We start from the raw sequence: 22,333 nt of genomic DNA, 5'->3' as shown, positions 1-22,333 counted from the left end.
TGCGTGACGGCTTATGGCTTACGGCTTCGCGCCCACGACGAATTCGAACGTCGCGACGCCGTCGACACCGCCCGTGACGCGATCGCCGGGCTGCAGCGCGCCGACGCCCGCCGGCGTGCCGGTGAAGATCAAATCGCCGGCCTTCAGCTCGACCGAACGGGACACATACGCGATGACGTCAGGAACGGCCCAGATCATGTCGGCCAGGTCGCCTTGCTGGCGTGTTTCGCCGTTGACCGCGAGCCAGATGCGGCCCGTTGCCGGGTGGCCGGTGGCCGATGCCGCGCGCAGCGCGGTGACGGGGCCCGATGCGTCGAAACCCTTCGCCCAGTCCCACGGACGGCTCAGCTTCTTTGCTTCGGCCTGCAGGTCGCGGCGCGTGAGGTCGACGCCGACGCCGTAGCCCCACACGTGCGACAGCGCGTCGGCCGGGGCGATCGACCGGCCGTCCTTGCCGATCGCGACGACCAGCTCGATTTCATGATGAAGGTCGTTCGTCAGCGGCGGATAGGCGACGGTGCCGCTGGCCGGAACGATCGCATCGGCCGGCTTCGTGAAGAAGAACGGCGGTTCGCGGTCGGGATCGGCGCCCATTTCGCGTGCGTGGTCGGCGTAGTTGCGGCCGACGCAGAAGACACGGCGCACCGGAAAGCGCGCGGACGACTGGTCGACTTCGACGGAAGGACGCTCGGCAGCGTCGATGACATAGGCGGACATCGGATGGCCTCGTTCGATAGGAAGACGGATGCCGCGCCCGTGCGGCGCACGGGCCGGCATGCGTGCAACGATACCCGACAGCCGTGCGGCCGGATGCGACGCAACTGCGTTTTACCGGGACAAAACTACGCGTCGGCCGCCGACGGTGTGTCGTCGCCGTCCGGTAGCGCGGCGTTCGCGTCGCGGTATGCCTTCGGCGATACGCCGACCCGCGCACGGAAGCGCCGCGCGAAATACCCTTCGTCGCGGAAGCCGACCGAGCGTGCGATATCCGCGATGCGCCGGCTGGTATGCGCCAGCAGCGACTGCGCGAGCGCGATCCGGCGCTCGGTCACGAGATCGGTGAACGTACTGCCGGTTTCCTTGCGGACCAGGTGCGCGAGGTAGTTGGGCGACAGGAACGCGGCCTCGGCGGTCGCGGCGAGCGTCAGGTCTTCGCGGGTCAGGTTGGCGCGCACGTGCCGCAGCACGCGCGCGAGCGCGTCGCGCCGGCCCGCGCGCTGGGCGCCGCGCTGCGCGAGCTTGTCGAGCGCACCCGCATACTGCGTGCAGACGAGCCCGATCAGCTGCAGCAGGTAGCCGCGCAGCAGCGTGGTCGAGCCGAACGTGCGCACGCGATCGGTGTCGAGCATGCACAGCGCGAGGCGGCGCGCTTCTTCGTAGGTGTCGCCGGTCAGGATGAAGTCGAGGTGTTCCTGGAAGCGGAACGGCGTCAGCTCGGGAAAGCGGTGCGCGGGCACGTCCTCGAGATCGAGCGGGTCGACGTCGAGATCGGCGCGCAGGAACGCCTGGCTGAAGTTGATCACGATGAAGTGCGCGCCTTCCGGATGCGGGATCAGGTGCTCGCGGTGCGGCAGCACGAACGCGAGCGCGCCGCGCGGAAACGGCCGCGTGACGCCGCCGATCCGCTGTTCGGTGTCGCCGCCGAGATTGAACTGGATCTGGAAATACGCGTGCCGGTGCGGTTCGGTGATCGCCTGGCGCGACGCCTGGTCGCGGATGTAGAAGTCGAGCCGGTCGCTGCGTTCGGGCATCCCGTACAGGCGCGGCGGGGCGATGGAGGGCATGGAGGATTCTGCTGTTCGTGACGCGGTTGAGCCGCGATGGTACAGCGAACCGGGCGCGGCGGCGATCCGTGCGGCCGCATGGCTTCGCCCGGAGGCGCTCGCGGCGTGCCGCGGAGCAATCATTCGTCCGGATGGAAGCCGAGATAACGGGTGTGCGGGTTGGCGCGACCGGCAGGCTGGCTTGCCGCGCCGACCGACACGAGTGCATTCAACGTCGACGTACGGTTCGACACCAAGGTCCAAGCGATGGTGTCGTCGGCATTGGCCGGGGCCGACTCCGACGCGCGCTGCGCCGTCAAAGCCGTCAGCGCGGCGAGCAGCGTGGCGGCCGGCGGCGCATGGACCGCGAACCCTTCATTGGCCACCGCAGCCGTATCGATCCCCAGCACCGTACACAACCGTGCCCGCAGCGGCGTCTCGGCTTCGCTCGCCGCACGCGAGCGCGCGATGTTCTCGCGGGTGGCCGCGTCGACGATCGTGCCGCCGCGGACGAACGGCGCCTGCTGCCATGCGTCGGGCGTGCATTGCTTGCCGTCCGGCACCAGCGGCACGAACGGATTCACTTCGGCCGGATAGATGCGGCACACGAGCGGGCGCGCGTCGTAGATCGCGCAACGCAGGTCGTCGCGCAGGTTCGGGCACGGCCCGGCATGTGTGGCGGTGAGCATGACCGTGATGCGGACGGGCAGCGAGCCGCTGAGCGCGGCGGTCGAGCGCACGCGCTTGTACGCGGCGAACGCGTTGTCGGGCTCGGGCTCGACGAGCCACGGCATCGCATCGCACAGCAGCTCCACGTGGCCGCCGCGCTGCAGCCACGCGATAGCCTCGTCGATCGTCAGCGGAATGCGCAGGTCGTGGCAGCATCCGCCGCAGCCGTTGCAGGCAAAGTCGAGGTCGGTGGGGGTGTCGTTCATGCTTGATTCGGTACGGGTAACGGGGTGTCGTGAAGCATCGCGACGGGGCAGCGGTTTCGCTTACCGAGTGAGCAAAGGCGCGACCCGGCGCCGCAGCTCGGGCACGACCTCCGCGTCGAACCACGGCTGGTGCTTGAACCACGCCTGGTTGCGCGGCGACGGATGCGGCAGCGGTAGCACCTCGGGGCCATAGTCGCGCCAGGCGTGCACGGTGTCGGTCAGCGTGGCCTTGCGCGTATCGCGCAGGAAATGCCGCTGCGCGTACTGGCCGATCAGCAGCGTGAGCCGGATCGACGGCAGTTCGGCGAGCAACCGGTCGATCCACAGCGGCGCGCATTCGGGGCGCGGCGGGTTGTCGCCGCTGGCGCCGCGGCCCGGGTAGCAGAAGCCCATCGGCACGATCGCGAAGCGCGTCTCGTCGTAGAACGTGTCGGGGTCGACGTCGAGCCAGCCGCGCAGCCGTTGGCCGCTCGCGTCGTCCCACGGAATGCCGCTCGCGTGGACGCGTGCGCCCGGCGCCTGCCCGACGATCAGGATGCGCGCGTCGCGATGGGCGCGCACGACGGGGCGCGGGCCGAGCGGCAGGTCGGCTTCGCAGGCACGGCACGCGCGGATTTCGGTGAGCAGCACGTCGAGCGGCGCGCGCGTGGGTTTCGGCATCGAATCGGGGACGGAGTGGTGGTCATGCGGCGTCGCCCGGGGCCGCGTGCCGGGCGCCGGCAGGCGGCCCGGACAGGCGTGGCGCGGCGCGCGCGCCGCCTGCATCAAGCGGCGCGCATCACGCCTGCGACAGGCCCGGTGCGCCGCTTTCGGCGACGGCAGCATCATACAACGCGGTTTGCGCGATCGCCCGGGCGATCCCCGCGTCGTCGTGCGCCCCGTCGAGCATGCCCCAGCGCCGGTATTGGGACAGGAACCACTCGCCTTCGCGCGGATCGGGGCGGTTCACGGCGCCGCCGTCGTGGAAGCGGATCGGCAGCGGCGGCACGGCGAACGGGCCCGAGCCGTAATCGCCGAGCAGGCGCGGCGCGATCAGCCGGGCGGGCACGCCGAGCGCATCGGGCGACGCCAGCCAGTCGGCCGCCTCGCGACGGTGCGCGGCGCTGTCGAGCCACGCGCAGGCATCGACGAGCGTGCGGATCAGCGCGCGGGCCGTGGCCGGGTACAGCGCGACGAAATCGCGCCGGGCGGCGAGCACCTTCTCCGGATGATCGGGCCAGATCTCGCTCGTGACGGCAACGGTCCGCCCCGCGCCGCACGCCTCGGCCACGGCATGCCACGGCTCGCCGGCGCAGAAGCCGTCGAGTTCGCCGCCGGCGAGCGCGGCCACCATCTCGGGCGGCGGGATCACGACGCTGCGCACGTCGCGCAGCGGATCGACGTCGTGCGACGCGAGCCAGTGGTTCAGCCACATCGCGTGCGTGCCGGTCGGGAACGTCTGCGCGAGGAGCGGCTTGCGGCCGAGCGTCGCGAACGCGTCGCGCACGCTGCCGCCGGCGCGATACGCGTCGGCGAGGCCGCGCGACAACGAGATCGCCTGGCCGTTGCGGTTCAGCACCACCAGCGCGGCCATGTCGGCCTGCGGGCCGCCGATGCCGAGCTGCAGGCCGCAGACGAGCCCGTACAGCGCATGTGCGGCGTCGAGCTCGCCGCTCAGCAGCTTGTCGCGCACGGCGGCCCACGACGGCTGGCGGCTGAGTTCGAGCGTGAGGCCGTGCCGTTCGCCGAGGTTCAGGCGCTGCGCGACGATCAGCGGGGCCGCGTCGCTCAGCGCGACGAACCCGAGGCGAAGATGTGCGCGTTCCGGCGCGGTGGCAGAAGAGGTATCCATGGCAGTCATGACTGGGGTGACGCGTCGAGCAGTTGCCGCGCGACGTCGACGATGCGCAGGCCCTGATTCATCGCGCGCTTGCGCAGCGCCGCGTAGGCGTCGTGTTCGGACAGCTTGCGCTCATCCATCAGCAGGCGCTTCGCACGGTCGATCAGTTTGCGTTCTGCGAGCTCGCGCTCGACGTCGGCCAGCCGGCGGCGCAGCGCGTCGTCGTGCGAGAAGCGGGCCAGCGCGACTTCGAGAATCGGCGCCAGGCGTTCGGCCGACAGCCCTTCGACGAGATAGGCGCTGACGCCTGCGCCGACCGCCGCGCGGATCAGCGACTGGTTGGCGTCGTGGCTGAACATCAGTACGGGGCGCGGCGCTGTGGCATGCATCACGGCCAACTGCTCGAGCGTGTCGCGCGACGGCGAATCGGTATCGATGATCACGACGTCGGGATGCTGCTCCTCGACGGCAGCCGGCAGGCGCGCGGGCGTCGCGACGTCGTTCAGCATCTCGTAGCCGAGGTGCGCGAGCGCGTCGCCGAGCTCGCCGATCGGCTTGTCGGTGTCGGTGACGAGCAGCACGCGCAGGCGTGAGGAAGAAGCAGGCGTATTCATGACGCGGACGGCGGCGGCGAAAGCGTGGCGCGATGGCCGGGACGGGAGCAACGGCGCCGGGCGCACAGCGCGTCGATGCCGCGCGCGGCGGCCCGGCGGCTGGTGCGGCTGTCTTCATGATCGGTGGTGGGCGGCCGGTGCCGCGTGGTGTCGCGCATGTTACGCGGCCCGGGACAAGACCGTTTCGATCGCGGCGCCCGCGTCCGGCGCGTGCTGCACGGCCGCTTCGCCGATCGCGCCGCCGACGAGGATCACCGCCGGGCTGCCGAGCCGCGCTTCGTCGATGCCGCGCGCGAGATCGCCTAGCGTGCCAATCCAGCGGCGTTCATCGGGCGTGCCGGCCCATTGCACGGCCGCGGCCGGCGTCGAGGGCGACAGCACGGCGAGCAGGCCGGCGGCAATGCTGTCGACGCGGCTCATGCCCATGTAGACCGCGAGCGTGGTGCCGGTCGCCGCGAGGCGCGCCCAGTCGGGTTCGCCGTGGTCCTGACGGTGCGCGGTGACGAACGTGACGCCGTGGCAATGCGCGCGGTGCGTGAGCGAGATGCCGAGGCTCGCGGCGGCCGCGAAGCCCGACGAGATGCCGTTGACGATCTCGACCGGAATCGCGGCGGCGCGCAGCGTCGCGAGTTCTTCGCCGGCGCGCCCGAACAGCAGCGCATCGCCGCCTTTCACGCGCACCACGTGCGCGCCGCGCAGCGCGTAGCGGCGCATCAGCTTCTCGATGAATGCCTGCGGCGTGGAGCGGCAGCCGCCGCGCTTGCCGACGCGGATCACGCGTGCCTGCGGGGCGAGTTCGACGATGCCGGGTGCGACGAGATCGTCGAGCAGCAGCACGTCGGCAGCGGCCAGCGCCTTGACGGCCTTCAGCGTGAGGAGATCGGGATCGCCGGGGCCGGCGCCCAGCAGCGTGACTTTGCCTGTCGTCATGTCGTGTTCCTGTACCGCCCGCATAGGGCGGTCGATAGCGCATTGTCTTGCGCGGCGGCGGCGGGCGGTCGAAACGCACCGGCATCCGGCCGTGCCGCGCACGGAGGGACGCCGTTGTCCTGATCGGCCCGCCGGAAGGACGGGCATGGTTTGCGGGGACTGCCCACCGGCGCCGTTGCCGGTGTCATGCAGCCGATTCAGCAATATCCGGGCCAACCGGGATGACACGTCGCGCCGGCGCGGCGGCAACGGTGCGCGCCGCGCCGCGCGCCGGCCTCGTGCATGCATGCGGCCGCCGCGCGAGGGCAACTGCAATGCCGTATCGGCGTGCATCGCGCACCGTCGGCGCGCACTGCGATGTCGCACGGCGACAGTGCTGCAGCGCACCACATCTGTGCCTCGCTGCATCACGACGCATCGTGGGTCGCGTGGACTCGCGCGTCGTATGACGCCCGATGCGCGTTGCGTGACGGGGCTGTCGGCCCGATTCGAGCGACATGGCACGGCGTTTGCGTCAGGGGGGCTCGGGCGGATCAATGGCGATTCGTCCGGCAGTACCGATTACAGACGCGCCCGGCAACGGGCTTCATGGGCAACGGCGTCCTACGCATCGGGTCTCGACGAGACCGGGTGCGCAGGACGCCGTTTTTCGTTTGGCGGATGACATGACCGACAAAGCTACCCGTATCGATCTCTTCAGCTTCCGCACCGCGCCGATGCGCGCGTTCCACCTGACGTGGATGGCGTTCTTCGTGTGCTTCTTCGCATGGTTCGCGTGCGCGCCGCTGATGCCGCTGATCGCACGCGAATTTCACCTGACGGCCGCACAGGTCGCCAACATCAATATCGCGGCGGTGGCCGCGACGATCGCCGTGCGGCTGCTGGTCGGCCCGTTGTGCGACCGCTTCGGCCCGCGCCGCGTGTACGTCGGCCTGTTGCTGCTCGGCGCGATCCCCGTGTTCGCGGTGTCGTTCACGCACGACTACCTGTCGTTCCTGATCTGCCGGCTCGGCATCGGCGCGATCGGCGCGGGCTTCGTGATCACGCAGTACCACACGTCGGTGATGTTCGCGCCGAACGTGGTCGGCACCGCGAACGCGACGACGGCCGGCTGGGGCAACGCCGGCGCAGGGGCGACGCAGGCGCTGATGCCGCTGCTCGTCGCCGCCGGCCTGATGCTCGGCTTCGGCGAGGATTCGTCGTGGCGCATCGCACTGGTCGTGCCGGGCGCCGCGATGCTCGTGATGGCCTGGGCGTACTGGCGCTTCACGCAGGACTGCCCGCAAGGCGACATCCTCGCGCTGCGCAAGGAAGGCGTGACGGTCGACAGCGGCAAGAAGGGCGGCTGGGCGAGCTTTTTCACGGCCTGCGGCAACTATCGCGTGTGGATGCTGTTCGTCACGTACGGCGCGTGCTTCGGCGTCGAGGTGTTCATCCACAACATCGCCGCGCTGTACTACGTCGATCACTTCAGCCTGTCGTTGAAGGACGCCGGTTTCGCGGTCGGCCTGTTCGGGCTGCTCGCGCTGTTCGCCCGCGCGCTCGGCGGCTGGCTGTCCGACAAGATTGCCGCGCGCCGCAGCCTCGACGTGCGCGCGATGCTGCTGTGCGCACTGATCGTCGGCGAAGGGCTCGGGCTGATCTGGTTCTCGCATGCGCAAAGCGTCGGCATCGCACTCGTCGCGATGCTCACGTTCGGCCTGTTCACGCACATGGCCTGCGGCGCGACCTACGCGCTGGTGCCGTTCATCGACCGCAAGGCGCTCGGCGGCGTGGCGGGGATCGTCGGCGCGGGCGGCAACGTCGGCGCGGTGGCCGCGAGTTTCCTGCTGAAGGGTATCGGCGACGTGCAGCACACGCTGAGCCTGCTCGGCCTGGCCGTCACCGCGACCGCGCTGTGCGCGATGGCCGTGCGCTTCAGCGAAGAGCACAAGGCGCGCGAAGCCGAGCTGCGCGACCGCGCGCTGGCTGCCAGCGGCGTCGCGAACTGATCGACCGAAGGAAACGTCACCATGAAACTCATCGTCATCGGCCACGGCATGGTCGGCCACAAGTTCCTCGAATGCATCGCAGCGGAAGCGGGCGCCACGGGCGCGCCGCAGGTCACGGTGCTCGGCGAGGAACCGCGCCCGGCCTACGACCGCGTGCACCTGTCCGAATTCTTCGCGGGCAAGTCGGCGGACGACCTGTCGCTCGTCGAACCCGGTTTCTTCGAGCGTCATCCGCAGTTCGACCTGCGCCTGAACGCACCAGTCGCGTCGATCGACCGCGCCGCGCATACGGTCACGCTCGCATCCGGCGAAACGCTCGCGTACGACAAGCTGGTGCTCGCGACGGGTTCGCGCCCGTTCGTGCCGCCGATGCCGGGCCACGATCGTGACGGCTGCTTCGTGTACCGGACGATCGAGGACCTCGAAGCGATGCAGGCGTGCGGCACGCATGCGAAGCGCGGTGTCGTGATCGGCGGCGGGCTGCTCGGCCTCGAATGCGCGAAGGCGCTGCGTGACATGGGGCTCGACACGCACGTCGTCGAATTCGCGCCGCGGCTGATGGCCGTGCAGGTCGACGACGGTGGCGGCCGCATGCTGCGCGCGAAGATCGAGGCGCTCGGCGTGACCGTGCATACGGGCAAGAACACGCTCGAGATCGTCGATGGCGAGGAAGGCACGCACCGGATGGCGTTCGCCGACGGCTCGCACCTCGACGCCGACATGATCGTGTTCTCGGCCGGCATCCGCGCCCGCGACGAACTGGCCCGCGCATGTGGGCTGGAAATCGGCCCGCGCGGCGGCGTCGCGATCGACGACGCATGCCGCACGAGCGACGCCGACATCTACGCGATCGGCGAATGCGCGGCCTGGAACGGCATGGTCTACGGCCTCGTCGCCCCCGGCTACGACATGGCGCGCGTGGTCGCGAAGCAGCTCGGCGGCGATGCGAACGGTGCGGCCGGGGCCGCATTCGCCGGCGCCGACATGAGCACGAAGCTGAAGCTGATGGGCGTGGACGTCGCGAGCATCGGCGACGCGCACGGCACGACGGCCGGCAGCCGCACCTACCAGTACGCGGACGAGCGCCGCCAGGTCTACAAGAAGCTCGTGGTGTCCGATTGCGGCAAGTTCCTGCACGGCGCGGTGATGGTCGGCGATGCTGCCGAATACGGCACGCTGCTGCAGATGATGCTGAACCGCATCGAGCTGCCGGAGTCGCCGGAATTCCTGATCCTGCCGTCGTCGGACGGCGTCGCGAAGCCGGCGATCGGCGTCGAGGCGCTGCCGGCGGCCGCCCAGATCTGCTCGTGCAACAACGTGTCGAAGTCGCAGATCTGCACGGCGGTCGCCGACGGCGCGACGAGCCTCGGCGCGCTGAAGACGTGCACGGGCGCCGGCACGTCGTGCGGCGGCTGCGTGCCGCTCGTCACGCAGATCATGAAGGCCGAGATGAAGAAGCAGGGCCTCGCGGTCAACAACCACCTGTGCGAGCACTTCCCGTATTCGCGCCAGGAGCTGTTCCACCTGATCCGCGTGGAGCGCATCACGACCTTCGACGAACTGCTCGCGAAGCACGGCCACGGCCTCGGCTGCGACGTGTGCAAGCCGGCGGTGGCGGGGATCCTTGCATCGTGCTTCAACGAGTTCGTGCTGAAGAAGGAGCACGCCGGGCTGCAGGATTCGAACGACTACTACCTCGCGAACATCCAGCGCGACGGCACGTATTCGGTCGTGCCGCGCATGCCGGGCGGCGAAGTCACGCCGGAAGGGCTGATCGCGGTCGGCCAGGTCGCGAAAAAATACGGCCTGTACACGAAGATCACCGGCGGCCAGCGCGTCGACCTGTTCGGCGCGCGCGTCGAGCAATTGCCGTCGATCTGGGAAGAACTGATCGCCGCCGGCTTCGAATCGGGCCACGCATACGGCAAGGCGTTGCGCACCGTGAAATCGTGCGTCGGGTCGACGTGGTGCCGCTACGGCGTCGACGACTCGGTCGGCCTCGCGATCGACCTCGAAAACCGCTACAAGGGGCTGCGCGCACCGCACAAGATCAAGTTCGGTGTGTCCGGCTGCACGCGCGAGTGCGCGGAAGCACAGGGCAAGGACGTCGGCATCATCGCGACCGAGAAGGGCTGGAACCTGTACGTGTGCGGCAACGGCGGGATGAAGCCGCGCCACGCGGAACTGCTCGCGTCCGATCTCGACCGCCCGACGCTGGTCCGCTACATCGACCGTCTCCTGATGTTCTACGTACGCACTGCCGACCGGCTGCAACGCACCAGCGTGTGGCGCGACAACCTCGAAGGCGGCCTCGACTACCTGGTCGATGTCGTCGTGCACGACCGGCTCGGGATCGGCGCCGAACTCGAAGCCGACATGCAGCACGTGGTCGACACCTACGAGTGCGAATGGAAGAGGGCCGTGACCGACCCCGACACGCGCAAGCGCTTCCGCCACTTCGTGAACAGCGACGCGCCCGACTCGACCATCGAATTCGTCGAGACGCGCGGCCAGATCCGGCCCGCGACGCCGGGCGAACGCACGGGCGGCAAGCCGGTGCCGATTCCCGTCGTGGCTGTCGGCGCGGCGCAAGCCGCCACCGAACCCGCCACCGTTTGACCGTGACCGACGCCAGCGTCTTTTCCAAGGAGCCCATCATGAACGATCGTCTTCCGCTGTCCTGGACCCGCGTATGCCCGCTCGATGACATCGTGCCGAACACCGGCGTGTGTGCGCTCGTCAACGGCGAGCAGGTCGCGGTTTTTCACGTCGCGCATGCGGAAGCCGGCGGCGTGTTCGCGATCGACAACGTCGATCCGGTCTCGCAGGCGGCCGTGATGTCGCGCGGGCTGATCGGCAGCCTCGGCGAGCGCGTCGTCGTCGCGTCGCCGCTGTACAAGCAGCATTTCGACCTGCGCACCGGCGAATGCCTCGAGGCGCCCGAGCATTCGGTGAGCGCGTATCCGTCGCGGGTCGAGGACGGGTTCGTGTGGATCGCGGCCTGACCGCCCCGGAGCGCGCATGACCGCCACCCCCGTCAAGAGCGTGTGCCCGTACTGCGGCGTCGGCTGCGGGATGGTGCTGCACGTCGAGGAAGGCGAAGTCGTCAAGGTGTCCGGCGACGCCGACCATCCGGCCAACTTCGGGCGGCTGTGCACGAAGGGCTCGTCGGCGCACGTCGCGCTGCGCCGCTCGGGGCGGCTCGACCGCGCGTTCGTGCGCCGCGCGCGCGAGGACGACCTGGTGCCGCTGCCGGCCCGCGACGCGATCGCCGACACCGCGCGCCGCCTGCGTGCGGTGCTCGACGCGCACGGGCCCGACGCGCTGTCGTTCTACGTATCGGGGCAGATGTCGATCGAGGCGCAATACCTCGTCAACAAGCTCGCGAAGGGCTTCGTCGGCACCCACAATATCGAGTCGAACTCGCGCCTGTGCATGGCGAGCGCGGGCACCGGCTACAAGCAGTCGCTCGGCGCGGACGGCCCGCCCGGGTCGTACCAGGATTTCGATCGCGCGAACCTGTTCTTCGTGATCGGCGCGAACATGGCCGACTGTCATCCGATCCTGTTCCTGCGGATGATGGATCGCGTGAAGGCCGGCGCGAAGCTGATCGTCGTCGATCCGCGCCGCACCGGCACGGCGGACAAGGCCGACCTGTTCCTGCAGATCCGGCCGGGCACCGATCTCGCGCTGACCAACGGGCTGCTGCACCTGCTGCATGCGAACGGCCGCACCGATGCCGCGTTCATCGATGCGTACACCGAAGGCTGGGACGCGATGCCCGCGTTCCTCGCCGACTACACGCCCGAGCGTGTCGCGGAAATCACCGGGCTCGCGGAAGCCGATCTCCGCACGGCCGCGCAGTGGATCGGCGACGCGCAGGAGTGGATGAGCTGCTGGACGATGGGGCTCAACCAGAGCACGCACGGCGTGTGGAACACCAATACGATCTGCAACCTGCATCTCGCGACGGGCAAGATCTGCCGCCCCGGCAGCGGCCCGTTCTCGCTGACCGGCCAGCCGAATGCGATGGGCGGGCGCGAGATGGGCTACATGGGCCCCGGGCTGCCGGGCCAGCGCTCGGTGGCGTCCGACGACGATCGCCGTTTCGTCGAGAACCTGTGGCGCGTGCCGGCCGGCACGCTGCGCACGGAGACCGGGCAAGGCACGGTGGACATGTTCTCGCGGATGGCGGCCGGCGACATCAAGGCCTGCTGGATCATCTGCACGAACCCGGTCGCCACGGTGCCGAACCGGCAGAACGTGATCGCCGGGTTGCAGGCCGCCGAGCTCGTGATCGCGCAGGATGCATTCCTCGACACCGAGACCAACCGCTATGCGGACATCCTGCTGCCCGGCGCGCTGTGGGCGGAAGGCGACGGCGTGATGATCAACTCCGAGCGCAACATGACGCTGATGCGCGCGGCAATCGCGCCGCCGGGCGACGCGCTGCCCGACTGGCGCATCGTCGCGGAAGTCGCGCGCGCGATGGGCTACGGCGATGCGTTCGACTATGCGTCGGCGGCCGACGTGTTCGACGAGATCGTGCGCTTCTCGAATCCGGCGACCGGCTACGACCTGCGCGGCGCGAGCCATGCGGCGCTGCGCGACGGGCCCGTGCAGTGGCCGGTCGCGCCGGGCACCGCGCGCGAACGCCACCCGATCCGCTACCTGAACGACGGCGTGAGCCAGACGCTGCGCCCGGCCGCCGACGGCAACGACGCGCCGCGCGTCGCGTTCCCGACGCCGTCGGGCAAGGCGCGCTTCTTCGCGCGGCCGCACGTCGATCCGGCCGAGCTGCCCGGCGACACGTTCCCGATCGTGCTGAACACCGGGCGGCTGCAGCATCAATGGCACACGATGACGAAGACGGGCAAGGTCGCGATGCTGAACAAGCTCAACCCGCGCCCGTTCGTCGAGCTGCACCCGGACGATGCGAGCGCGCTCGGCATCGCCGCGAAGGACAGCGTCGAGATCCGTTCGGCGCGCGGCCGCGCGGTGCTGCCGGCCGTCGTGACCGAGCGCGTGCAGCGTGGCAACTGCTTCGCGCCGATGCACTGGAACGACGTGTACGGCGACGAGCTGTGCATCAACGCGGTGACGAACGACGCGATCGACCCCGAATCGCAGCAACCCGAACTGAAATACTGCGCGGTCGCGCTGCGGCGCGTCGAGACCGATGCGTTCGCGTCCGCCGATGAAGCGGCCGCGCATCCCGACGCCCGCGCCGACGACGCGCAGCCGGCGCCGGCGCTGGTGCAGGCGACTGCTTCACAGGAATCCGACATGGCAGACATCGACACTTTCGCGGCGGCGCTCGGCGTGGCCGATATCGCGCCGCCGCCGTTGACGGACACCGAGCGGCTGTACGTGGCCGGCTTCGTCAGCGGGCTGAAGGCGGGCGCGGGCCGGCGCGAGGGCGGCGTGCCCGTGGTGCCGGCAGCCGCGCCGCTCACGCTGCCGGTTCGCTTCTGGCTCGACGGGATGCTCGCGGGGTTGTTCAGCCGTTCGGCGCCCGCTCGGGCACAGGACGGTGCGGCGCCGTCGCTGCCGGCCGATGCCGGCGCGTCCGGCGGCGTGCGGATCGTGCGCGCGCGGCCGAAGGTCGTGCTGCTGTGGGCATCGCAGACCGGCAACATAGAATCGTTGACCGAGGATTACGCGACTCAGTTGATGAACGCGGGCTTCGACATCCGCACCGCGTGCATGTCGGACTACCCGGTGGCGTCGCTCGCCGGTGCGCAGTACGTGCTGCTGATGACGAGCACGTTCGGCGACGGCGATGCGCCCGACAACGGCAGCGAATTCTGGGACGCGCTGCAGGCCGGCAGCGCCGCGCGCCTCGACGGCGTGCACTTCGCCGTGCTCGCGTTCGGCGATCGCAACTACGACCAGTTTTGCGGCCACGGCCGCCGGCTCGACGCTCGGCTCGCGGAACTCGGCGCGGCGCGTCTCTGCGCGCGCGTCGATTGCGACGTCGAATTCCAGCGCGACGCCGACCAGTGGCTCGAACGCGTCGTCGCGCGGATCAAGGAGGCCGACGCCGCGCTGCACGCGGTGCCGACCGGCGGGATGAGCCCGTCGGGGCTGCTGCCGACGAAGGCGCATCCGGCGCCGTCGAAGCTCGTCGCGAACCTGCGGCTGAACCGTCCGGGTGCGGCGAAGGAGACGCGCTATGTGTCGCTGTCGACCGAAGGCGCGAACCTCGAATACGAAACCGGCGACGCGCTCGGCGTGTGGCCGACCAACTGCCCGGAGCTGGTCGACGAACTGCTGTCCGTCACCGCGCTGAAGGCCGATGCCCCCGTGTCGGTGGCGGGTGTCGGCGATGTGCGCCTCGGTGACGCGCTCGCGCGTCACTTCGACATCACGCGCCCGCATCCGGACACGCTCGCGTTCATCGCGTCGCGCAGCGCGAACGGCGCGTTGAAGGCGCTGCTCGGCGACGACCGCAAGGGCGACCTGAAGCAATGGCTGTGGGGGCAGCAGCTCGCGGACGTGCTGCACGAGTTTCCGGTCGAGCTGTCGGGCACGGAGCTGGTCGGGATGCTCAAGCGCATGCAGCCGCGCCTCTATTCGATCGCGTCGAGCCCGAGCGCGCATGCGGGCGAGATCCACCTGACCGTGTCGGCCGTGCGCTATCACAACGGCCGGCGTGCGCGCAAAGGGGTGGCGTCGACGTTCCTCGCCGATCGCGCGGATGACGGTCGCGTGCCGGTGTTCGTGCAGAAGTCCGCGCATTTCCGGCCGCCGGTGAGCGGCGACGTGCCGATCGTGATGGTCGGCCCGGGTACCGGCGTCGCGCCGTTCCGCGGCTTCCTGCACGAGCGGCAGGCGCGCGGCGCGCGCGGGCGCAACTGGCTGTTCTTCGGCGAGCAGCATGCGCAGACCGACTTCTACTACGGCGACGAGCTGCGCGCGATGCACGACAGCGGCTTCCTGACGCGGCTCGATCTCGCGTTCTCGCGCGACCAGGCAGACAAGATCTACGTGCAGGACCGGATGCGCGAGCAAGGCGCCGAGTTGTTCGCATGGCTGGAGGAAGGCGCGCACTTCTACGTGTGCGGCGATGCCGCGCGGATGGCCAAGGACGTCGATGCGGCGCTGAAGGCGGTCGTTGCCGAGCACGGCGGGATGTCGGACGAAGCCGCGAACGACTACGTCGCGCGGCTTTCGAAGGCGCGGCGCTATATGCGGGACGTGTACTGATCTCGCGGGCGGCGGCCCGTCATCCGGTGCCTGCCGCCCGGCTCGTTACTGCCGCCGCTCCCACGCGTGCGCCTGTTCGGCGCGCACGAACGCTTCCGACGATGCCGGCAGCACATTGCGGAATGCGCCGCCGCCGCTGTCGATCACGTCGACCATCTTCGCGATCATTTCCTCCGGGTCGTGCTGTTCGAGCGGGAACGTCAGCCGCTCGGGCGTCACGGTATGCACGGCCGGATCGCGCCAGCGTCGCGTCGTTTCCATCATCCGGTCGTTGAAGCCCGTGCTGTACGGGCCGGGGTTGACGACCGCGACCTTGATCCCGTGCGGCGCGAGTTCCGCGTGCATCGCCTCGGCCACTGATTCGACCGCGTGCTTCGACGCGCAATAGGCGCCGGTGAACGGCCCCGTGATCAGGCCCGCGATCGACGACACGAACACGATCTTGCCGTGCCCGCGCGCGAGCATGCCGCGCGCGATCTGCTGGGTGAGTTCGAGCGGCCCGAACACGTTCACGTCGAACAGTTCGCGCACGATCTCGACCGGCAGGTCGACGAGCGCGCCGGCTTCGCCCACGCCCGCGTTGTTCACGAGCACGTCGATGCCGAGTTCGGCCGCGCGGGCGCGGTCATGTGGTGACGTCACGTCGAGCTTGATCGCGCGCAGCGCGGTGCCGCGCTGCTTGGCGGCGGCCGTCAGTGCGTCGATTTCGGCGATGACGCGCACGCCGGCCGTCACGTCGTGACCGCGTTCGGCGAGGCGCAACGCGACTTCGCGGCCGAAGCCGGTGCCCGCGCCGGTGATGAGGATGCGTTTCTGTGCCATGTGCTTACCTTGTGGAGTGGAACGTTGCCGGAAAGCGGTCGCGGCAGTGCTGCGCGATCGCGGTGTCTTCGTCGACACTGCCGCCCGAGATGCCGATCGCGCCGACGCATCGCCCGTCGCCGTCGACGAGCGGTTCGCCGCCGCCGAACGTGACGAGCCCGCCGTGGCTGTGCTCGATGCCGCGCAGCGGACCGTCGCCCGACATCGCACCGAGTGCGCCGGTCGAGGCGCGGAAGCGGATCGCCGTCAGCGCCTTGCGTTGCGCGAGATCGATCGCACCGAGAAAGCAGTCGTCGGTGCGCGCGAACGCGAGCAGGTTCGCGCCGGCATCGACGATTGCGACGGCGATGCCGGCGACCTGCAGCGATGCGGCATGCGCCAGCGCCGCGTCGATCGTGCGGCGGGCGACGGCGAGCGGCAGTGCGGCGGTGAGCGGGTTCATGCGAGGCTCCGGTGGGACGACAGCGCCAGTGTAGGCGGTGGCGGTATATGGGAGAATCCGCATTCCGCTCGAAGGAGTTTCAAGTTTTTTTAATGATGGGCAGACGATGAGCAGACGCGATCCGATGGCCGGGCTGCACGTGTTCATGACCGTCGCGACGGCCGGCAACTTCACGCGCGCCGCGGCTGCCCTCGGCCTGACGCCGGCCGCCGTCAGCCTGGCGATCGGCCAGCTCGAAGGCGAGCTGAACGTGAAGCTGTTCAACCGCAGCACGCGCGGCGTGAGCCTCACGGAAGCCGGCCAGCGCTACTGGCGGCAGACGGAGCCCGCGTACCGGCAGGTCATGCAGGCTCGCGACGAACTGAAGGATGCGCGCAGCGAGCCGAACGGGTTGTTGCGCGTGACCGCGCTGCCGCTGGCGCGAGCGCTCGTGATCGCGCCGGTGCTCGCGACGTTCCGCGAACGCTATCCGAAAGTCCGACTCGAGATCCGCTACGAAAACGAGCTGGTCGATATCGCGAAGGACGGGTTCGATGCGGGGATTCGCCTGGCCGACCGGTTGCAGCCGGGCATGATCGGCGTGCGGATCGCGCCGGCGCTGACGTGCGCGCTGGTGGCGTCGCCCGGCTATCTGGCGCGGTATGGCGCGCCGGCGTCGATTGCCGAGCTCGAGCGGCATGCGTGCATCCGATTCCGGTTCTCGGAGAGCGGACGCCTGCACAAATGGCTGTTGCGCGACGGGCAGCGCGACGTCGATCTCGATCCGGACGGCGTGTTCGTGACGAACGATGCCGACGGGGTGATCGATGCGGCGCGTGCGGGCGTCGGCATCGCGTTCGCGTTCATGCGCGAGCGGATCGAGCAGGACTTGCACGACGGCACGCTCGTCGAGGTGCTGCCGGGCGCGTGTCGCAGGCTCCCGCCGATGTGGCTGTACTACGTCAATCGCAAGCACGTGCCGGCCAAGCTGCGCGCGTTCATCGACGTGCTGCGCGAGCGCGAAGGCGCGGGCGACGCGTAGGCGCAGCGGCCTGCCGGCTGCAGCATTGGGGCCGGCGGCGCATGATGGCGGCTCCAGCCACGAAGCCATGGAGTTGCGTCATGAAGGCACGCCCGGATTTCCCGATTCGAACCTTTGCCATTGCTGCAGTGTTGGCCGGTGCTGCGATCTGCAGCGCCCCGGCCGTCGGCCAGACGTCGACGGTGCCGGCGGGCGCGGCTGCCGCGACGCCCGACAATGCGGTGCTGCTGACTGTTTTCCTCAAGCACGACCAGTCGCGCCCGCTCGCCGAGCTGAATGCGCAACTCGCGAAGCAGGGGTTCTACAAGGCGTTTCCGCCGCCGGGCGTCGAAGTCGTGAGCTGGACCGTGACGATGGGAATCGGGCAGATCGTCGTGCTGCGGCTGCCGGCGTCGCGGCTGCGCGAGGTCAATCGCGTGCTCGAGGATACGGCGTGGGGCGCGTACCGGACGGAGTTCTATCCGACGTACGACTACAAGGCGATCGGGTTGGGGGAGCATGAGCGGGCGAAGTGACGGAAAGCGGGTGCCTGCCTGAGATCGGCGCCTCCCGTCCCGGAAAGCCGCGCGGCGTTGCGTATTTGTCCCTGTCCGCGCGGGCGCGCCCGGCGATTTTTTCCCAAATGCATCGGAAGTCATTCATCAGATGAAAAAACCATCCCGGTTCCCGGTATGATGCGCACCTTGCGTTGCAGGACGCCTTGTCTCTTTATGCGTTTTTGATGGACGAGATACCACAAATACGCACAAAGCCGACGTGAAAGATTCTGTAATATAAATTCCGTATACTCGTAAGTTCTGACCCAGGCGCCTCCGAGCCCGTCTTCGGCCGGCCGCCCACGCAGAACAACCACAGATACGTCGCCGCCCGGCCAACCCGCGCCGCGACACGCTATGCACCACCACTGAACAACTTATGTCTTCCCGCCACTCTGGTTCGCCTGGTCGTGCCGCGGCGGTGATCGCCCGTGCCCGGGCGCTGATCCGCAACGAGCGCGTGCTGTCGCCGCTGCTTGCGCTCGGCATCGGCCTGCTGCTGATCGTGGTTTTCCAGCACCTGTCGGAATCCGTCGACTACCGGTCGGTAATCCGCCAACTGCGTCACATGTCCGCCGGGGAGTGGGGCGCTTCGCTGGCCGCGACGGCCCTCAGCTATCTCGCGCTCGTCGCCCGCGACGCGGTCGGCCTGCGCTATGTCGCCGCGAGAGTGCCGCGCGTCGCGCTGTGGATCGGCGCGATCGCCGGGTCCGCGCTCGGTAACGCGACCGGCTTCGGCGCGCTGACGGGCGGCGCGGTGCGCGCACGCGTGTACGGCGTGTCGGGCGTCACGCCCGCGCAGATCGGCCGGATGACGGTGTTCACGAGCGGCACGCTGGCGCTCGCGATGGTGTGGATGACGGCGATCGGCATGGTCTGCGTGCCGGAGGCGCTCGCCGCGATGCTGCATGTCGCGCCCGGCGTGCTCACGTGGACCGGCGCCGCGCTGCTCGTGGTGCTGGCCGCGATGGTCGTGATGTGCGGCAATACCGCGCGCCCGGTCGTCACGCGCTTCAAGTGGCTGTCGTTCGACGTGCCGGCACGGCGCGATCTCGTCGCGCAGGTGGTCTATGCAGTGCTCGACGTCGTCGCGGCGGGCCTCACGCTGTGGGTGCTGCTGCCGGCCGCGCCGGTCGGCTTCCCGACCTTCATTACTGTTTACGCCGCCGCGTTGCTGCTCGGGATGATCGGCCATACGCCGGGTGGGATCGGCGTGTTCGAAGCCGCGATGGTCTTCACGCTTGGCCGCGAAGTGCCGCCGCACGCGATGGTGGCCGCGCTGATCGCATATCGCGCGATCTATTTCGGCGTGCCGCTCGTGCTGTCGGCCGGCCTGCTGGCCGGTTTCGAGGGCCGCGCGCTGCGGCGCCGGCTCGTGACGCGGCAGGCCGTGCGCGTATCGCAGCTCGCGCCGGTGTTCCTGAGCCTCGTGACGTTCGCGGTCGGCGGGATGCTGGTGATCTCGAGCGCGACGCCCGCGTTCTGGCACCGGATCGCGATCCTGCGCCACCTCGTGCCGCTGTGGGTGCTCGAAGGCTCGCAGGTGATCTGCAGCGTGCTTGGCGTCGCGCTGCTGTTCGTCGCGCGCGGGTTGCTGCGCCGCCTCGACGGTGCATGGTGGATGACCTTCGCGCTGACGCTCGCCAGCCTCGCGCTGTCGCTGGCGAAAGGCCTCGCGTTCGTCGAGGCCGGCGTGCTCGGCACGCTGCTGGTGCTGCTGCTCGTCAGCCGTCGCCGCTTCAACCGCCATTCGTCGCTGCTGGCGGAGCGCTTCACGGTGAGCTGGTTCGTGTCGGTGGCGATGGTGCTGATGCTGGCCGTGTGGGTGCTGTTCTTCGCGTTCCGCGACGTGCCGTACACGCGCGAGCTGTGGTCGCATTTCTCGTTCGACGCGCGTGCGCCGCGGGCGCTGCGCGCGACGCTCGCCGCTGGCGTGTTCGTCGCGCTGTTCGCGCTCTGGCAGCTGCTGCGCCCGGCACCCGGCCGTTTCGTGAAGCCCGCGGAGCAGGATCTGTCGGATGCCGAACGGATCATCCGCGCGCAGGAATGCAGCGATGCGGGCCTCGCGCTGATGGGCGACAAGTCGTTCCTGTTCTCGGAGTCCCGCCGGGCCTTCCTGATGTATGCGAAGAACGGTCGCACGTGGGCCGCGCTGCACGACCCGGTCGGGCCGCGCGAGGAGTGGCCGGCGCTGATCAGCAAGTTCATCGCGCTCGCGCACGCGCATAGCGGCCGTGCGGCGTTCTACCAGGTGCGCGCGAACGCGCTGCCGCTGTATCTCGACGCGGGGCTCACGCTGATGAAGCTCGGCGAGGAAGCGCATATCGCGCTCGACCGCTTCGACCTGAAGGGTTCGAACCGGTCGCACCTGCGCTACGCGCTGCGCCGCGGCGACAAGGACGCGCTGACGGTCGAAGTGATCGCGCCGAGCGACGTGCCGGCCGCGCTGCCGGCGCTGCGCGACATCTCGGACGGCTGGCTCGACAGCCGCGACGCGCGCGAGAAGAGCTTCTCGGTCGCCGCGTTCCACGAAGGCTATCTGGCGACGCAGTCGGTGATGCTGGTGCGGCAGGCCGACAAGCCGATCGCGTTCGTCACGTTCATGACGACCGACCTCAACACCGAGGCGACGGTCGGTGTGATGCGCCATCTGCCGGAGGCATCGCCGTACGCGATGGAATATCTGTTTACGCAGCTCGCGCTGCATCTGAAGGAAGCGGGCTTCCGCAAGCTGAGCCTGGGTATCGCACCGTTCTCGGGGATGGGGGCGGCGAAGATGCCGTCGCCGTTGCACCGGATCGGCCTGATGGTCTGGCGCTTCGGCGGCCGCTTCTACAACTTCCGCGGCTTGCGCGCATTCAAGAGCAAGTTCGAACCGCACTGGGAGCCGCGTTACCTCGCGGCCTCGGGCACGGTCGGCGTGTTCGTCACGCTGGCGGATCTGTCATTGCTGGCTGGAGGTCGGCGTTCATGATGTTGAAGAAGGGAATCGCGCGGGCGGCAGCCGCCTGCGCGGGAATGATGCTGGCCGGCGCCGCGTGCGCCACGCAACCAGTCGCAGTGAAGGCCGAAACCGTATCGGGCGGCCGCTACGGGCCCGTGACCGTTACCAAACCCAGCGGGCCGCTGCGCGGCTTCGTCGTGCTGTTCTCGCGCGAGGCCGGCTGGAATGCGGCCGACCAGCAGGCCGCCGACGCGCTCGCGAAGGCCGGTGCGATGACGGTCGGTGTCGATTCGGAGCGTTATGCGATGAATCTCGCCGCGAAGCAGGAGGCCTGTCACCACCTCGACGGCGACGCCGAAGCGGTCAGCCACCAGCTCGAACGCCTTGCACAGTCGTCGCGCTATTTCACGCCGATCGTCGCGGGCGTGGGCCAGGGCGGCGCGATCGCGAAGCAGATCCTGTCGATGGCGCCGGAGAACACGATCGCTGGTGTCGTCTCGGTCGATCCGGCTGCCAAGCTCGATCCGCGCTTCAAGCCGTGCCCGCCGGATCCGACGATCGTGCGCCGCGCGATGCCGGGCTTCGTCGAAACGGCGGCCACGGGCGATTCCACGAAGCTCGTGTCGCTCGTCACGTCGCATCTGCGGGACACCACCAGCGGCGACGAACTCGACGTGTCGGACCTGCCGCTCGTCGAGCTGCCGGCCAAGGGCGGCAACGGCCAGCTCGCGATCGTGATCTCGGGTGACGGCGGCTGGCGCGATCTCGACAAGACGATCGCCGAGGCGCTGCAGCGCGACGGCGTATCGGTGGTCGGCATCGACAGCCTGCGCTATTTCTGGAGCGAGAAGCCGCCGGCGCAGGTGAGCCGCGATCTCGCGCGGGTGATGCGCACCTACATGGCGCGCTGGCATGCGAATCGCGTCGCGCTGGTCGGCTACTCGTTCGGTGCCGACGTGATGCCGTTCGCGTACAACCGGCTGCCGGCCGATTTGCGCGACAAGGTCGCCGTGATGTCGCTGCTCGGCTTCGCGCCGGCCGCCGATTTCCAGATCCGCGTGACGGGCTGGCTCGGCATGCCCGCAAGCGACAAGGCGCTGAAGGTCGCGCCGGAAATCGCGAAGGTGCCGCCGCAGCTCGTGCAGTGTTTCTATGGCGCGGAAGAGAAGGACACGATGTGTCCGGCACTCGTGAACACGGGCGCCGACGTGATCAAGACGCAGGGCGATCACCACTTCGGCCGCGACTACATCGCGCTCGAGAAGAAGATCCTCGGCGCGTTCGGCAAGCCGGTCGCGGCGCGCTGA

At 69.5% G+C, this 22,333-nt stretch carries 17 protein-coding genes; 8 read left to right on the top strand and 9 right to left on the bottom strand.

Translation table 11 applies throughout. From position 1 onward, the window contains the following. Positions 1–18: 18 nt before the first annotated feature. From LXE91_RS19180 to cobA, 7 genes are all read right to left on the bottom strand, one after another. Positions 19–717: a fumarylacetoacetate hydrolase family protein gene (locus LXE91_RS19180; protein WP_039351031.1), complete on the bottom strand. Its 699-nt coding sequence runs from the start codon at positions 715–717 to the stop codon at positions 19–21. A 125-nt stretch (positions 718–842) separates the two neighbouring features. Next, entirely contained in the window at positions 843–1,784 is a 942-nt protein-coding gene (locus tag LXE91_RS19175; RefSeq protein ID WP_039351028.1) for a helix-turn-helix transcriptional regulator, read from the bottom strand. A 119-nt stretch (positions 1,785–1,903) separates the two neighbouring features. Next, positions 1,904–2,698: a YkgJ family cysteine cluster protein gene (locus LXE91_RS19170; protein ID WP_039351024.1), complete on the bottom strand. Its 795-nt coding sequence runs from the start codon at positions 2,696–2,698 to the stop codon at positions 1,904–1,906. A gap of 60 nt (positions 2,699–2,758) precedes the next feature. Then, on the bottom strand, positions 2,759–3,358 hold the full coding sequence (locus LXE91_RS19165; protein WP_039351021.1) for a uracil-DNA glycosylase family protein: 600 nt from the start codon (positions 3,356–3,358) through the stop codon (positions 2,759–2,761). A gap of 118 nt (positions 3,359–3,476) precedes the next feature. Then, positions 3,477–4,529, bottom strand: a complete 1,053-nt coding sequence (locus tag LXE91_RS19160) for a CmpA/NrtA family ABC transporter substrate-binding protein (protein ID WP_039351018.1) — start codon at positions 4,527–4,529, stop codon at positions 3,477–3,479. 5 nt (positions 4,530–4,534) lie between these two features. Continuing rightward, a complete protein-coding gene (locus LXE91_RS19155) occupies positions 4,535–5,131 on the bottom strand; it encodes an ANTAR domain-containing response regulator (RefSeq protein ID WP_039351015.1) in 597 nt (198 codons plus the stop codon). 159 nt (positions 5,132–5,290) lie between these two features. Continuing rightward, entirely contained in the window at positions 5,291–6,061 is a 771-nt protein-coding gene (cobA, locus tag LXE91_RS19150) for a uroporphyrinogen-III C-methyltransferase (protein WP_039351012.1), read from the bottom strand. Positions 6,062–6,726: 665 nt separating this feature from the next. Between cobA and LXE91_RS19145 the strand changes: the two genes are divergently transcribed. Genes LXE91_RS19145 through LXE91_RS19130 form a run of 4 tightly spaced genes read left to right on the top strand, consistent with a single transcriptional unit; the run spans position 6,727 to position 15,261 of the window. Continuing rightward, positions 6,727–8,052: an MFS transporter gene (locus LXE91_RS19145; RefSeq protein WP_039351009.1), complete on the top strand. Its 1,326-nt coding sequence runs from the start codon at positions 6,727–6,729 to the stop codon at positions 8,050–8,052. A gap of 21 nt (positions 8,053–8,073) precedes the next feature. Continuing rightward, positions 8,074–10,671 carry a nitrite reductase large subunit NirB gene (gene nirB, locus LXE91_RS19140; protein ID WP_039351006.1) on the top strand — a complete coding sequence of 866 codons (2,598 nt, stop codon included), beginning with the start codon at positions 8,074–8,076 and terminating at the stop codon, positions 10,669–10,671. A gap of 38 nt (positions 10,672–10,709) precedes the next feature. After that, complete coding sequence (gene nirD, locus LXE91_RS19135) at positions 10,710–11,057, top strand: nitrite reductase small subunit NirD (RefSeq protein ID WP_039351002.1); 348 nt, start codon at positions 10,710–10,712, stop codon at positions 11,055–11,057. Between the two features lie 16 nt (positions 11,058–11,073). Then, positions 11,074–15,261: a bifunctional nitrate reductase/sulfite reductase flavoprotein subunit alpha gene (locus LXE91_RS19130; protein WP_039350999.1), complete on the top strand. Its 4,188-nt coding sequence runs from the start codon at positions 11,074–11,076 to the stop codon at positions 15,259–15,261. A 45-nt stretch (positions 15,262–15,306) separates the two neighbouring features. On the opposite strand, the gene LXE91_RS19125 is transcribed toward LXE91_RS19130, so the two are convergent. Together LXE91_RS19125 and LXE91_RS19120 are read right to left on the bottom strand one after the other, a co-directional pair. Next, positions 15,307–16,083 carry an SDR family oxidoreductase gene (locus LXE91_RS19125; RefSeq protein WP_039350996.1) on the bottom strand — a complete coding sequence of 259 codons (777 nt, stop codon included), beginning with the start codon at positions 16,081–16,083 and terminating at the stop codon, positions 15,307–15,309. Between the two features lie 4 nt (positions 16,084–16,087). Continuing rightward, positions 16,088–16,525, bottom strand: coding sequence for a GlcG/HbpS family heme-binding protein (locus LXE91_RS19120; RefSeq protein ID WP_039350993.1), 438 nt, complete (start codon positions 16,523–16,525; stop codon positions 16,088–16,090). A gap of 106 nt (positions 16,526–16,631) precedes the next feature. Between LXE91_RS19120 and LXE91_RS19115 the strand changes: the two genes are divergently transcribed. The 4 genes from LXE91_RS19115 to LXE91_RS19100 all read left to right on the top strand — a co-directional run bounded on the left by LXE91_RS19115 (position 16,632) and on the right by LXE91_RS19100 (position 22,333). Beyond that, a complete protein-coding gene (locus tag LXE91_RS19115; protein ID WP_039350991.1) occupies positions 16,632–17,546 on the top strand; it encodes a LysR family transcriptional regulator in 915 nt (304 codons plus the stop codon). A gap of 80 nt (positions 17,547–17,626) precedes the next feature. Next, entirely contained in the window at positions 17,627–18,061 is a 435-nt protein-coding gene (locus tag LXE91_RS19110) for a hypothetical protein (protein WP_039350988.1), read from the top strand. Between the two features lie 400 nt (positions 18,062–18,461). After that, complete coding sequence (gene mprF, locus LXE91_RS19105) at positions 18,462–21,056, top strand: bifunctional lysylphosphatidylglycerol flippase/synthetase MprF (protein ID WP_039350985.1); 2,595 nt, start codon at positions 18,462–18,464, stop codon at positions 21,054–21,056. Continuing rightward, positions 21,053–22,333 carry a virulence factor family protein gene (locus tag LXE91_RS19100; RefSeq protein WP_039350982.1) on the top strand — a complete coding sequence of 427 codons (1,281 nt, stop codon included), beginning with the start codon at positions 21,053–21,055 and terminating at the stop codon, positions 22,331–22,333. Before mprF ends, LXE91_RS19100 begins: the two co-directional genes overlap by 4 nt.

Source organism: Burkholderia contaminans (assembly GCF_029633825.1).
GTDB lineage: Bacteria > Pseudomonadota > Gammaproteobacteria > Burkholderiales > Burkholderiaceae > Burkholderia > Burkholderia contaminans.
This window is presented reverse-complemented; position numbering and strand designations above follow the sequence as displayed.

What these genes read in the sequence shown, in the direction of transcription:
- LXE91_RS19180 (WP_039351031.1), bottom strand. Translation starts at nt 717, where the DNA reads ATGTCCGCCTATGTCATCGACGCTGCCGAGCGTCCTTCCGTCGAAGTC.
- LXE91_RS19175 (WP_039351028.1), bottom strand. Translation starts at nt 1,784, where the DNA reads ATGCCCTCCATCGCCCCGCCGCGCCTGTACGGGATGCCCGAACGCAGC.
- LXE91_RS19170 (WP_039351024.1), bottom strand. Translation starts at nt 2,698, where the DNA reads ATGAACGACACCCCCACCGACCTCGACTTTGCCTGCAACGGCTGCGGC.
- LXE91_RS19165 (WP_039351021.1), bottom strand. Translation starts at nt 3,358, where the DNA reads ATGCCGAAACCCACGCGCGCGCCGCTCGACGTGCTGCTCACCGAAATC.
- LXE91_RS19160 (WP_039351018.1), bottom strand. Translation starts at nt 4,529, where the DNA reads ATGGATACCTCTTCTGCCACCGCGCCGGAACGCGCACATCTTCGCCTC.
- LXE91_RS19155 (WP_039351015.1), bottom strand. Translation starts at nt 5,131, where the DNA reads ATGAATACGCCTGCTTCTTCCTCACGCCTGCGCGTGCTGCTCGTCACC.
- cobA (WP_039351012.1), bottom strand. Translation starts at nt 6,061, where the DNA reads ATGACGACAGGCAAAGTCACGCTGCTGGGCGCCGGCCCCGGCGATCCC.
- LXE91_RS19145 (WP_039351009.1), top strand. Translation starts at nt 6,727, where the DNA reads ATGACCGACAAAGCTACCCGTATCGATCTCTTCAGCTTCCGCACCGCG.
- nirB (WP_039351006.1), top strand. Translation starts at nt 8,074, where the DNA reads ATGAAACTCATCGTCATCGGCCACGGCATGGTCGGCCACAAGTTCCTC.
- nirD (WP_039351002.1), top strand. Translation starts at nt 10,710, where the DNA reads ATGAACGATCGTCTTCCGCTGTCCTGGACCCGCGTATGCCCGCTCGAT.
- LXE91_RS19130 (WP_039350999.1), top strand. Translation starts at nt 11,074, where the DNA reads ATGACCGCCACCCCCGTCAAGAGCGTGTGCCCGTACTGCGGCGTCGGC.
- LXE91_RS19125 (WP_039350996.1), bottom strand. Translation starts at nt 16,083, where the DNA reads ATGGCACAGAAACGCATCCTCATCACCGGCGCGGGCACCGGCTTCGGC.
- LXE91_RS19120 (WP_039350993.1), bottom strand. Translation starts at nt 16,525, where the DNA reads ATGAACCCGCTCACCGCCGCACTGCCGCTCGCCGTCGCCCGCCGCACG.
- LXE91_RS19115 (WP_039350991.1), top strand. Translation starts at nt 16,632, where the DNA reads ATGAGCAGACGCGATCCGATGGCCGGGCTGCACGTGTTCATGACCGTC.
- LXE91_RS19110 (WP_039350988.1), top strand. Translation starts at nt 17,627, where the DNA reads ATGAAGGCACGCCCGGATTTCCCGATTCGAACCTTTGCCATTGCTGCA.
- mprF (WP_039350985.1), top strand. Translation starts at nt 18,462, where the DNA reads ATGTCTTCCCGCCACTCTGGTTCGCCTGGTCGTGCCGCGGCGGTGATC.
- LXE91_RS19100 (WP_039350982.1), top strand. Translation starts at nt 21,053, where the DNA reads ATGATGTTGAAGAAGGGAATCGCGCGGGCGGCAGCCGCCTGCGCGGGA.